The organism is Serratia sp. JUb9 (assembly GCF_014298095.1).
Lineage (GTDB): Bacteria > Pseudomonadota > Gammaproteobacteria > Enterobacterales > Enterobacteriaceae > Serratia_B > Serratia_B rhizosphaerae.
The window spans coordinates 1,573,669-1,585,930 of sequence record NZ_CP060416.1 but is presented as its reverse complement, the minus strand read 5'-3'; the positions used below and the strand labels follow the sequence as shown (position 1 = coordinate 1,585,930).

The following is a 12,262-nucleotide window of genomic DNA, read 5'->3' as shown; positions in this document are numbered from 1 at the left end:
CCGCCCTGATATTTAAAACCGCGCGCCGTTTAGCGTACGCTAAAGCCCAACCGGGCCAGCAGCTCGGCGCTGGCGTCGTCATCGCACGCCACGCGCAGCGACGACCATTCGCGTCGCTCCTGATACTGCTTGCGCAGGCGGTCGAATTCGCCCGCCTGGCCGGCAACTTTGCGCAGCGGCGCATCATCGCGGCGCACATCATACACTAAGTGCATCAAACGTTTCAGCCTGCCTTGATCGAGCGGCCCGTTCAGACGGATTTCGCTGAATTCCGGCGTCGGCAGCAGCGAGGCCAGCTCAATCTGCTGCGGCTGGCCCAGATGGCGGCAGAAGGCCTCAAACACCTGCGTGGTGCCGCGCGCCTTGCCTTCCAGCGTATAGCCGGCGATGTGCGCGGTGCCGATGTCCACCCGCGCCAGCAGCGGCAGCGACAGCTCCGGTTCCGGCTCCCAGACGTCCAGCACCGTGCTGAGCTTTTTGCCCTTTTCCAGCGCCTGCAGCAGCGCGGCGTTATCCACCACCGCACCGCGACAGGCGTTAATCAGGATGCGGTTGTCCGGCAGTGCCGCCAGCAATTCGGCGTCGGCCAGGTGCAGCGAGTGATAAGGGCCGGATTTATTCAGCGGCGTGTGGAAGGTCAGCACATCGGCTTCCGCTACCAGTTTTTCCAGCGGCCAGAACTCACCGGCGTCGCCGCGATCGGCGCGCGGCGGGTCGCACAGCAGCGTACGTACGCCCAGCGCCCGCAGGCGCGCATCCAACCGTGCGCCGACGTTGCCGACCCCGACGATGCCAACGGTTTTGTCACGCAATTGGAAGCCGTCACGTTCAGCCAGCAGCATCAGCGCGGAGAAAACGTACTCCACCACGGCGATGGCGTTGCAGCCGGGCGCGGCGGAAAAACCAATGCCCGCCTGCTGCAGCCAGGCGTCGTCCACATGGTCGGTGCCCGCAGTCGCGGTGCCGACAAAGCCGACGCGGGTGCCGCTCAGCAGCGCCTCGTTCACTTTGGTGACCGAGCGCACCATCAGGGCATCGGCGTCCGCCAATGCATCCTGCGGGATCGGGCGGCCCGGCACCGCCAGCGTGTCTCCCAGACGGCTGAACAGATCAACCGCATACGGCATATTTTCATCAACCAGTATCTTCACTTCTTTCTCCAACCCAGGACGGCCATTTGCCGCCCGATCATATACTCGAGTTATGCCTGCGTCACGGCATTGCACGCAACGGCAACCCGGCGCGCATATCTATGCGCGCCGAAAACGTTCGGGGGTAGCACCCGCAATCTGCTGAAACATCACGATAAACGCCGAAGCGGAGCTGTACCCGACGTCCAGCGCCACCTCCTGCACGGTCTTCCCCTGCTCCAGCAGCGACACCGCGTGCAGAAAGCGCAGCCGCTGGCGCCATTCGCTGAACGACATGCCGAGATCCTGCTGGCAGCGGCGCGACAGCGTGCGCTCCGTGGTATAGACCCGCCGTGCCCACTGCGCCAGCGAGGTGTTGTCCGACGGACAGTGCTCCAGCGCCTCCAGAATCGGCGCCAGAAACTTATCCTGCGAGGAAGGTAAATAGGTCTGCTGCCGTGGCGACAGGTGGAGTTGGTCAATCAGTACGCGGCACAGGCGCAGATCCGCCCGGCTCTGCGGGATATACTGTTCGCGCGCGTAGAAATCATCCGCGATGGCGCGGAAAATCGGCGTGACGCTGACCAGACAGGGCGTTGCCGGCATCTGACGGCATAAAGGCAGAGCGATGTCCACCATGCGGCACTTCGCTAATTTATGGTTATAACAGGAGTGCTCCACGCCCGCCGGCGCCCACAGCACAAACTCCGGCGGCGCCAGAAAGCGCTGCCCGCCGATACGGGTGACCATCACGCCGCTGGTCACCCACATCAGCTGTCCCCAGGAGTGGCTGTGCGGCTGAAATTCGGTGCGCACATTGAACGCCTCACAGCGAAACTGCACCAGCTGCGGCGCCGGGATCAGCGTTTCTGAGAAATGACGGATTTCCGGCATAGCGCTATCTCCCCTGCAGGTTGTCTTGTTTACGGTGATTTTTGTCTGGTTTTCAGTATATGCAATAAACCAGACATGCGTAAACTAGGCATCACTTTGTACGTTGTTGAGAATAATTATCATGAACATATTCTTCCCTCTGGTGGCGGTACTGATCTGGTCCATCAACGCCGTGGTCAGCAAACTGTCGGCCGGCGCGATCGACCCGGCAGCGATCTCTTTCTATCGCTGGTTGCTGGCGCTGATCGCGCTGACGCCGTTTGTGCTGCCCGGCGTGATCCGCAACTGGCGCACGGTGCGCGCTAACGGCGGCAAACTGCTGGTATTGGGGCTGCTGGGCATGGTGCTCTATCAGAGCCTGGCCTACTACGCCGCGCACAGCGTCAGCGCGCTGTTTATGGGCATTATCGTGTCGCTGATCCCGCTGCTGACCATTCTGATCAGCATCGTACTGCTGCGGGTGGCGCCGACCGTCGGCGTAGCGCTGGGGAGCGTGACTTCATTATGCGGCCTGATCTGGCTGGTGAGCGCCGGTCAGCCGGGAGCGCTGTTGCAGCACGGCATCGGCAAAGGCGAACTGATGATGTTTGCCGCCACCGCCTCCTACGCGCTGTACGGCGTGCTGACCAAACGCTGGGCGATTGCTCTGTCCAACTGGCAATCGCTGTACGTGCAGATCGCCCTCGGCGTGCTGCTGCTACTGCCGAACTTCCTGATGGCGCCGGACGTCAGCCTGAACAGTCAGAACCTGTCGCTGGTGTTGTTTGCCGGCATTCCGGCATCGATTATCGCGCCGTTCCTGTGGATTCAGGGCGTTGTCCGCCTCGGCGCCAATACCACCTCTATCTTTATGAACCTGGCACCGGTGTTCACCGCGGTGATCGCCGTGCTGTTCCTGCATGAACAGCTGCACGCCTACCACCTGGTCGGCGGCGGTATCACCCTGCTGGGGGTGATCCTCTCTCAACGCCTGCGCACGCCGCTGGGCCGTAAAAAACCGCAGACGGCGGTATCCAAATAAGGACGCCGCCGGGGCGGAGAACGGCGTCTCCGCCCCGGCCTGCCGGCTCAGGACAATAAGCGGAAACGCACCCGCACCAGCAGGCCGCCAAGCTCTGCAGAGCTCAGCAGCTCCGGCCGCGTCGCGTGATAAGCGGCGATATCCTTCACCAGCGCCAACCCCAGCCCGGCGCCCGGCTGCTCGCCCACATTATCCAGACGACGGAAAGGCTGCAGCGCCTGCTGCGCATCCTGCTGGGTAATGCCCGGCCCGCTGTCTTCGATTTCCAGTATGCCTTCTCCATTTAATGCGCTCAGGCGCGCCGTCACCGTGCCGCGGCGCGGCGTATACTTCAGCGCGTTATCCAGCAGATTGGCGCACATCTCCGTCAGCAGCAGCGCCTCGCCGCCGATCCAGCACACCGCCTCCCCTTCATAACCCAGGTCGATACCGTTGCTGCGCGCCTGCGGCAGACGGGAGAAGCAGGCGTCGCGCAGCACCTGCGCCAGATTGACCGGCTGCAGCCGGCGTTCACCGTGCGGCTCGTGCGCCTTCAGCCGCGACAGATACAGCAGCCGGTCGGTCAGCGCCACGGTGTTATCCAGCGTCTTGCCGATCGCCAGCAGGCTTTCGCGCCACTGCTGCGGATCATCGCTGGCCAGCGCCACGCCAACCTGCGTCTTCAGCACCGTCAGCGGCGTACGCAGCTGGTGCGAGGCGTCGGCGCTGAAACGCTCCTGACGCGCCACCATCACCCGCAGCCGTTCGGTATAGCGGTTAAACGCCAGCAGCAACGGCTGCATTTCCGACCACGGCAACAGCAGGGTCGGCAACGGCGTCAGCTCGCCCGGATCGCGGCGCATCATCACGCTCGACAGTTTACGCAGCGGCTTGAGCAGCTTTTTTAGCAGCACAAACGCCAGCGTCAGCGTCAACACCACCACCGTCCCCTGACTGAGCAGCGCGGACAGCAGCATCTGACGCGCCAGATAGTTGCGCGATTCCAGGGTTTCCGCCACCAGGATGGTCGCCATGCCCATCATGCCGCCTTCATTCACCGGCTGATAGAGCGCGGCGACGCGGATCGGCCGCCCGGCATATTCAGCGTCGTAAAAATGCACCAGCGCCGGGTACAGCGTGGAACGCGCCAGGTGCGGCGGCGGCAACGGCAGATCGTCATAGCCGGAGATACTGCGCCCCTGCGGCGAAATCACTTCGTAATACAGCTGGTCATTCATATTACGCTCGAAGCTGTCGAGCACCACATAGGGCACGTCGATCTTCAGCTTGCCCTCGCGCACCACCAGCCGCTCCGCCACGGTGCGCGCCGACGCCAGCAGCGTGCGGTCGTAGGCCAACGTCGCGGCATGGGTGGCGCTAAAGTAGTGGGTGTAAATAGAGATGCCGCCCAGTATCGTCAGCGGCAAACCGAAAAACAGCAACAGTTGGTAGAACAGTGAAGCCGGCGGTTTAAACCACGTCATCGCTCAGCTCCAGGCTGTACCCCAAACCGCGCAGCGTAACGATCGCCACATTGCTGCCGTGCAATTTTTTACGCACCCGGTGTACATACAGCTCAATGCTCTCCGGGTTGGCCTCGTCAGACAGGGTAAACACCTGCTCGAACAGCTGCTGCTTGGCGACCGGCCGGCCGCGCCGGTGGATCAGCGTGGTCAGCACCGACAGTTCGCGCGGCGTCAGCGCCAAGGGCCGATTATCCAGCAGAAAATAGCCGTCGTCGTGGTAGGTCAGCGCGCCAAACTGCAGGGTCTGCTGGGTGACACCCACGCTGCGGCGAAGCAGCGCGCGGATGCGTGCCTCCAGCTCGTCCAGTTCAAACGGTTTGCTCAGGTAATCATCGGCGCCGAGATTCAGCCCTCTGACCCGGTCGCTGACGTCAGCGCGGGCGGTCAGCAGCAATACCGGCAGATTCTGACCGCGCTTGCGCACCCGCGCCAGCAGATCCAGCCCGTTGAGGCGCGGCAGCTCCACGTCCAGCACCACCAGACTGTAATGTTCGTTTAACAGCAGATGGTCGGCCACCACGCCGTCCGACGCCACGTCCACGGCGAAGCCGGCGCCGGTCAGCGCCTTCTGCAGCCAATGGGATAATTCGGGGTGATCTTCCACTAACAAGAGACGCATATCACATCCTGTAAACTTTCCCGTACGTTGAAAGGTAAATGAAAGGTTTATGTTTTAACAATTTGGCAACCCCGTGTCAGCGGGAGTTCTCACAGACTGAAAGAAAAAATACCTAGGGGAAGGCAATGAAAAAAATAATCACCCGTACTCTGACCGCAACCGCTCTGCTGTTGGCAGCCAATCAGGCTTTCGCCATTGAAGCGCCCGACCGTACCGAATGTATCGCGCCGGCCAAGCCCGGCGGCGGCTTCGATCTGACCTGTAAACTGCTGCAGGTGTCTTTGCAGGAAACCAAAGCCATCAATAAACCGATGCGCGTTACCTATATGCCGGGCGGCGTCGGCGCGGTGGCCTATAACGCCATCGTCGCCCAGCGCCCGGCGGAGTTCGGCACCGTGGTCGCCTTCTCCGGCGGCTCGCTGCTCAACCTGTCGCAGGGCAAATTCGGCCGCTACGGCGTGGATGACGTCAAGTGGCTGGCGGCGGTCGGCACCGATTACGGCATGATCGCCGTGCGCGCCGACTCGCCGTATAAAACGCTGAAAGACCTGATGGAAGCCTTCAAGAAAGATCCCACCAGCGTGGTGTTCGGCGCCGGTGCCTCGATCGGCAGCCAGGACTGGATGAAAACCGCGCTGCTGGCGCGTGAAGTGGGCGTCGACCCGCGCAAGATGCGCTACGTCGCCTTTGAAGGCGGCGGCGAGCCGGTGACCGCGCTGCTCGGCAACCATATTCAGGCGGTATCCGGCGACCTGAGCGAAATGGTGCCTTACCTGCAGGGCGACAAAATCCGCGTGCTGGCAGTGTATTCGGAAGAGCGCCTGCCGGGCCAGTTGGCCGAGGTGCCGACGGCTAAAGAACAGGGCTATAACCTGGTGTGGCCGGTGATCCGCGGCTTCTACCTGGGGCCGAAGGTCAGCGATGAAGAGTACCAGTGGTGGACCGACGCCTTCGCCAAACTGCAGCAGACCGAAGAGTTCAAAAAGCAGCGTGACCTGCGCGGGCTGTTTGAATTTAACCTGCGCGGCAAAGAGCTGGACGCCTACGTGAAGAAACAGGTCAGCGACTACCGTGAACAGGCGAAAGCCTTCGGCCTGGCCAAGTAATCCGGAGGCATCCATGAGCGATCGTATTTTTGCCGGGGTGTGGCTGCTGCTGTGCATCGGCGGCCTGTATATCGGCTGGGGCATTCACAGCGAATACAGTTATGAGCCGCTGGGGCCGCGCCCGTTTCCGCTGATCATCCTCAGCCTGATGGCGCTGTGCGCCGTTCTGATGCTGCTGCGCCATCCGCAGGTGGTGGCCTGGCCGCACCGCGCCACCCTGCAGCGTCTGCTGCTGCTGACCATCACGCTGTCGCTGTACGCCTGGTGTTTTGAGCTGCTGGGCTTTCCGCTGGCCACCGCCCTGCTGACCTTCAGCATCGCACTGCTGTTCGGCGCGCGCGTGCCGGCGGCGGCGATCTCCGGCGCGGTGATGGGCGTAGCGCTGTATTACGCCTTTGACCGTCTGCTCGACGTTACGCTGCCGCTCGGCGCCTGGCTGAACTGAGGAACGATAATGGATACCTGGTTATATTTATCACAAGGGTTCGAGGTGGCGCTGATTCCACAGAACCTGGTTATTGCGCTGATCGGCTGTTTCGTCGGCACCATCGTCGGGCTGCTGCCGGGCCTCGGGCCGATTAACGGCGTGGCGATCCTGCTGCCGCTGGCCTTCGCGCTGAAGCTGCCGGCGGAATCGGCGCTGATTCTGCTGGCGACGGTGTATATCGGCTGTGAGTACGGCGGCCGCATCTCCTCCATCCTGCTGAACGTGCCCGGGGACGCCGCGGCGATCATGACCGCGCTGGACGGCTACCCGATGGCGCAGCAGGGGCGCGCCGGCGTGGCGCTGTCCATTTCCGCGGTCAGCTCGTTTATCGGCTCCATCATCGCCATCGGCGGCATTATTCTGTTCGCCCCGCTGCTGGCGCGCTGGTCGCTGGCCTTCGGCCCGGCGGAGTACTTCGCGCTGATGATCTTCGCCATCGCCTGTCTCGGCAGCATGATGAGCCAGAACCCGCTGAAGTCGCTGCTGGCGGCGCTGATCGGCCTCGGGCTGGCGACGGTCGGCGTCGATGCCAACACCGGCGTCTACCGCTTTACCTTCGACAGCGTGCACCTCTCCGACGGCATTCAGTTTATCGTGGTGGTAATCGGCCTGTTCTCGGTCAGCGAAATCCTGCTGATGCTGGAGAGCACCGGCGCCGGCCAAAAGCTGGTGCGTAAAACCGGGCGGCTGCTGTTTAACCGTAAAGAGGCGAAAGAGTGCGCCGGCCCGGCCCTGCGCTCTTCGGTAGTCGGCTTCTTCGTCGGCATTCTGCCGGGTGCCGGGGCAACCATCGCCAGTGCGCTCACCTATATGACCGAGAAGAAAATCAGCGGCAACAGCGACACCTTCGGCAAAGGGGATATCCGCGGCGTGGCGGCGCCGGAGGCGGCTAACAACGCGTCGGCCTGCGGCTCGTTTATTCCGATGCTGACGCTGGGCGTGCCGGGTTCCGGCACCACCGCAGTGATGATGGGCGCGCTGACGCTGTACAACATCACGCCGGGGCCGGCGATGTTCACCGAACAGCCCGATATTGTCTGGGGGCTGATCGCCGCGCTGCTGATCGCCAACGTGATGCTGCTGATCATGAACATCCCGCTGATTGGTCTGTTTACCCGCATGCTGACCATTCCGCTGTGGTTCCTGGTGCCGGCGATCGCCGCCGTATCGGCGGTCGGCGTATACGCGGTGCACAGCACCACCTTCGACCTGATGCTGATGGTCGGGCTGGGGGTGTTCGGCTATATTCTGCGTAAAATGCACTTCCCGATGTCGCCGCTGATTCTGGGCTTTGTGCTGGGTGAACTGCTGGAGCAGAACCTGCGCCGCGCGCTGTCGATCAGCAACGGCGAATACGGCATTCTGTGGGGCAGCGGTATTGCCCAGAGCCTGCTGGTGCTGGCGGTCGCGGTACTGGTGGTGCCGCCGGTGCTGCGCACGATCCGCAAGCGCCGCCAGACGGTGGAAACCGCCGAGGCCGAATAAGAATTACCTGCAACATCATCAACAAGGGGCCGGATAATCCGGCCCCTTTTTTATGCAAAGAGTTTTATATAGGCAGCAAACAAGGCAATCAAAGTCAGACAGAAAAAAGACAGCAGCGACAAATAAAACAAAGTCGACAACCAACTTATTTTCGCGCTTGGAATTTCCTTAGAGAAAGCATAGACGTCACTTGTTTTCGGTAAGAAAAACGCCTTCCTTCCTGCCCTGAGCTTCATAAAGAAATAGCAGATTGCTACCGAACCGAAAATTCCGGTCTGACAATGAAACGAATAGGGAAATGGGAATTCGTACTTCTCCCTGAACGATGCGATTAGACGCTTGTAATGTTTGCTATAGATAATATACACGCCAACATAAACGGAAAAACTTATGGTCTGAATGGCGAGTATTGCTATTGTGAGGTTTTTAATTAAATCGTTCATAGTCCGATGTAATCGTAGATTATATCAATGATCGATTCTGTACTTGTGCTAGCAATGTATCCACCAGCAATTGAGCCGATCGCGGCACATGCAAATCCACCAGCCCCAGCTGCTGGAGCTGTTACTATACCCAACCCCATGCAAACAGCACCACCAATACTTACACCGAACCATGATGCATTACCGGAAAATATTTAAAATAGAGAGCCAAGGCCGCTTAATACCAACACAAATAATGAATGAGTTTCTTCACCTGTGTTTTTATATCGGCGGCCTTCGCTCCCCTGCTATGCCCAAACTACCAGGCCGCCCACCACAGGCGCAGCTTCATGCCCCAGTAGCTGGTCCAGCCGGTGGTGCTCTGCACCACCTTGCCCTTATCGATGATGACAAAGGTGGGTGTAACGCCCACCTGCCAGCGCGCCGCCAGCTCACCAGCGGGATCGTTGACCACCGGCAGACTCAGCCGCTTGGCGGCCAGCCAAGCCGCCACCTGCTGGTCATCGCCGGAGCGCAGCGCCACGCTCAGCACGTTGCCGCCCTGCGCCGCCAGCTTGGCGACGCTGGGGGTAGTGTAACGGCAGACGCCGCACCAGCTGGCCCAAAAGTAGACCAGCAGCGGCCGCTCCTGACTGCGCTGCGCCAGCGAGAACGACGCGCCGTCCAGAGTGGTCAGCCGCTGGGTGTCGAACGCCTGCGGCGCCTGCGGTGCGCGCCACAGATCCATGGCGAACAGAATCCCCGCCAACATCAGCAACAGCAGCGCGATTTCACGCCCCCAGCGTTTCAGCCTAACCACGGTCGGCCTGCGCCAGCTGCTGCTTCACCAGCGACTCCAGCTGTTCGTAGGACACCGCCCCCGGCAGCATCTGATCGCCAATCAGCGTCGCCGGCGTGCCCTGCACGCCCAGCTGTTCCGCCAGCTGCATATTGGTGCGCAGCGTGCTCATGCTCTGCTCGCTCGGCGTTACCGCCTTCACGCCGGTTTTCTGCTGCGCCGCGGCGATGCTGGCGTCATCATGGAAGCCCTTTTTCGCCATCAGCCGCTGATGCAGCGCCCAGAACTGCTGCGGGTTTTGCTGCCAGGTGGTCAGCGCGATGCGCGCCGAACTGACCGAGCTTTCGCCTTTAAACGGCAGCAGTTTCACCACCAGCGCCACGTCCGGGTATTTCTTGACGATTTTTTCCAGCATCGGATCGAACTGCTTGCAGTACGGACAGTTGTAATCGGTAAAGGTCACCATCGTCAGCTTAGCGTCCTTCGCCCCCAACCGCGGGCTGGCCGGATCCTGATACAGGGTTTTCGCCTGCTGCTTGATCACCTGGCTGACCTGTTGATCGGAGGTTTGCTGCTGCCAGGCGTCGACCGCCTGCGCCAGAATATCCGGGTTGGACACCAGCGTTTCACGGATCATCTCCTTCACGCGCGCCTCCTGCTCCGGGGTAAAAGGGGCAGCGGCCCACACGGGGGATACCATCATCAGTAAAATAATCAGTAACTTCTTCATTGTTCAGTTCCTTTAGCGGCGGACAGGGTTTGCAGAACGGCATCGCGGGTCAATAACGGTGATAGCACCACGCCGTTCGGGCTGTCGGGGCCATAAATCTGGTTGAAAGGGACGCCGACGCTGCCGCGGCGTTGCAGAAACGCGCTAATCTCGGCCGAAGGCCGGCTCCAGTCGCCGCGCAGCGCCACCACGTCATCGGCCATCAGCGCCTGCTGTACATCGTCACGCATCAATACGTTGAATTTATTGGCTTTACAGGTGACACACCAGTCGGCGGTCACATCGACGAACACTCGCTTGTTCTGGGCCAGCGCCTGAGTGATGGCCTGCTCGCTCAGCGGCTGCCACGTCACCCGGTCCTGCAGCGGCTGCCGCCACAGGTTCGCCGTCAGCGACAGCGTAAGCAGCGTCAGGCCGGTGACCACCAGCAGGCTGGCGCCGGCGATGCCCGCCGACCGCGCACCGTAACGCCGCCAGACCGCCAGCAGCAGCCCCAGCAGCAGCGCACCACCGACCACCAGCGTCGCCTGAACGCCGATATGGTTGGTCATCAGACTCAGCAGCCACAGCGACGACGCCAGCATCAGCAGCCCCAGCACCAGACGCAGCACGTTCATCCAGCGCCCGGGACGCGGCAGGCGCAGCGCCAATGCCGGCCAGGCGGCAATCAGCAGCCACGGCAGGCTCATGCCGATGCCCAGCGCCACGAACATGCCCCACAGCACCGGCAGCGGCGCGGCCAGCGCAAAGGCCACCGCGGTGCCGAGGAACGGCGCCGTACACGGCGTCGCCAGCAAGGTAGCGAACGCCCCCTGCCAGAAGTGGCCACTCATCCCCTGGCCGCCGTGGGTCGCCAGGCGGGTGCTGAGTCCGGAAGAGAGCTGCAGATGGAACAGTCCGAACAGGTTGGCGCTGAACAGCAGCGTCACCAGCACCATAAAGCCGATGAACCACGGGTTCTGGAACTGGATGCCCCAACCCAGCGCCTGATTGCTCAGCCGTAAAGCGGTCATCAGCAACGCCAGCACCAGAAACGACGCTACAATCCCGGCGCTGGAGGCAAGGAACTGCTTGCGCACGCTGCGCCGATCGCGCTGTTCCACCTGCAGGATAGAACCCAGTTTCATCCCCAGCACCGGCAGCACGCACGGCATCAAGTTCAGAATCAAACCGCCGGCCAGCGCCATCAGCACCGCCTGCCACAGCGTAACGCCGCCCGATGACGACATCGCCAGCGGTTCGCCGACGGTCAGCGTCGTCTGCTGCGCCATGCCGTCGTCGGTGATCACCAGCGTCAGCGTTTGTCCGCGCAGATCGGGGGCGGCGTCGCCCCAACCGTCGCTGACCGGCACCCGCGCCTGCATCGTTGCACCGCTGTGGCTGATGGTCGGCTTGCCGATATCCGCATCCGGCAAGGTGTCAAAAAACAGCGCGGGCTGACGCCAGTTTGCGCCGGCGTTGCGCTCGGCGCTGACTTGCAGCTCGCCGTTGCGGTAACCGACGCGCAGATTGTCGGTCAGGCCGCTGTCAATCGGCACCTTGCCCATCGCCTGGGCAAAGTCATGGTTGAACTGCGCGTCATTGGCTGCCGACAGATCCAGATTGAACGCATAGTCGGTCAGGATGCAGACGTTGCTGCAGGTGGACAGCGTCAGGGTGCCGGCCAGACGCGCCGGCTCAGCCCCCTTAATCACAATCGGGATAGTGACGCCGTCGTGGTAGCCCTGCGTGGTGATGCCCGCCACGTCAAAACGCTGCGGCGCCGGCCAGAACCATGTGGCCAACGGCGGCGGATTGCCCTGCCACTTGATCGCCGGCGCGATGCCCCCTTCGCCGGGAGAGCGCCAGTAGGTTTTCCAGCCCTTCTGCAGCTCTACCGACAGCAGCAGGCGCGTTTCTCCGGCCTGGGAAGTATCGGCGCGCAGCCGCACCTTGGCATGATCGTTGGTCGGGCTTTGCAGCCAGCCGCTGTCCGCCGCCTGCAGCATCGGCAGCCATAGCAGCAGCAGGCAGGCTAATGCCGACCTAAAGGTATTCAACATATTTTTCTCCGTAAATGAGTCA

The 12,262-nt window shown here is 61.8% G+C and carries 11 protein-coding genes; 4 read left to right on the top strand and 7 right to left on the bottom strand.

Annotated features, from left to right (window positions below; genetic code table 11):
• Positions 1-29 precede the first annotated feature (29 nt).
• Together pdxB and HF675_RS07470 are read right to left on the bottom strand one after the other, a co-directional pair.
• Entirely contained in the window at positions 30-1,151 is a 1,122-nt protein-coding gene (gene pdxB, locus HF675_RS07475) for a 4-phosphoerythronate dehydrogenase PdxB (protein ID WP_111736712.1), read from the bottom strand.
• 99 nt (positions 1,152-1,250) lie between these two features.
• Positions 1,251-2,024: a helix-turn-helix domain-containing protein gene (locus tag HF675_RS07470; RefSeq protein WP_105231965.1), complete on the bottom strand. Its 774-nt coding sequence runs from the start codon at positions 2,022-2,024 to the stop codon at positions 1,251-1,253.
• A 121-nt stretch (positions 2,025-2,145) separates the two neighbouring features.
• On the opposite strand from HF675_RS07470, the gene HF675_RS07465 reads away from it, so the two are divergent.
• Positions 2,146-3,045, top strand: coding sequence for a DMT family transporter (locus HF675_RS07465; protein WP_105231966.1), 900 nt, complete (start codon positions 2,146-2,148; stop codon positions 3,043-3,045).
• 47 nt (positions 3,046-3,092) lie between these two features.
• Here HF675_RS07465 and HF675_RS07460 read toward each other — a convergent pair whose 3' ends face one another.
• Both HF675_RS07460 and tctD read right to left on the bottom strand, forming a co-directional pair.
• Entirely contained in the window at positions 3,093-4,508 is a 1,416-nt protein-coding gene (locus HF675_RS07460) for a sensor histidine kinase (RefSeq protein WP_105231967.1), read from the bottom strand.
• Positions 4,495-5,169: a transcriptional regulator TctD gene (gene tctD, locus HF675_RS07455; protein WP_105231968.1), complete on the bottom strand. Its 675-nt coding sequence runs from the start codon at positions 5,167-5,169 to the stop codon at positions 4,495-4,497. Before tctD ends, HF675_RS07460 begins: the two co-directional genes overlap by 14 nt.
• A gap of 125 nt (positions 5,170-5,294) precedes the next feature.
• On the opposite strand from tctD, the gene HF675_RS07450 reads away from it, so the two are divergent.
• The 3 genes from HF675_RS07450 to HF675_RS07440 are packed head-to-tail and all read left to right on the top strand — an operon-like array spanning position 5,295 to position 8,247.
• Positions 5,295-6,275 carry a tripartite tricarboxylate transporter substrate binding protein gene (locus HF675_RS07450; RefSeq protein ID WP_105231969.1) on the top strand — a complete coding sequence of 327 codons (981 nt, stop codon included), beginning with the start codon at positions 5,295-5,297 and terminating at the stop codon, positions 6,273-6,275.
• 13 nt (positions 6,276-6,288) lie between these two features.
• The gene (locus HF675_RS07445; protein ID WP_105231970.1) at positions 6,289-6,720 is read left to right on the top strand and encodes a tripartite tricarboxylate transporter TctB family protein; all 432 of its coding nucleotides are present in this window, start codon (positions 6,289-6,291) and stop codon (positions 6,718-6,720) included.
• A gap of 9 nt (positions 6,721-6,729) precedes the next feature.
• Complete coding sequence (locus tag HF675_RS07440; RefSeq protein WP_105231971.1) at positions 6,730-8,247, top strand: tripartite tricarboxylate transporter permease; 1,518 nt, start codon at positions 6,730-6,732, stop codon at positions 8,245-8,247.
• A gap of 741 nt (positions 8,248-8,988) precedes the next feature.
• Here the strand turns inward: HF675_RS07440 and HF675_RS07435 are convergent.
• Genes HF675_RS07435 through HF675_RS07425 form a run of 3 tightly spaced genes read right to left on the bottom strand, consistent with a single transcriptional unit; the run spans position 8,989 to position 12,240 of the window.
• On the bottom strand, positions 8,989-9,489 hold the full coding sequence (locus HF675_RS07435; RefSeq protein ID WP_187044350.1) for a protein disulfide oxidoreductase: 501 nt from the start codon (positions 9,487-9,489) through the stop codon (positions 8,989-8,991).
• On the bottom strand, positions 9,482-10,198 hold the full coding sequence (locus HF675_RS07430; RefSeq protein WP_105231974.1) for a DsbA family protein: 717 nt from the start codon (positions 10,196-10,198) through the stop codon (positions 9,482-9,484). Before HF675_RS07430 ends, HF675_RS07435 begins: the two co-directional genes overlap by 8 nt.
• Positions 10,195-12,240, bottom strand: coding sequence for a protein-disulfide reductase DsbD (locus HF675_RS07425; RefSeq protein WP_187044349.1), 2,046 nt, complete (start codon positions 12,238-12,240; stop codon positions 10,195-10,197). The genes HF675_RS07430 and HF675_RS07425 overlap by 4 nt, the downstream gene beginning before the upstream one ends.
• Between the last annotated feature and the right edge of the window lie 22 nt (positions 12,241-12,262).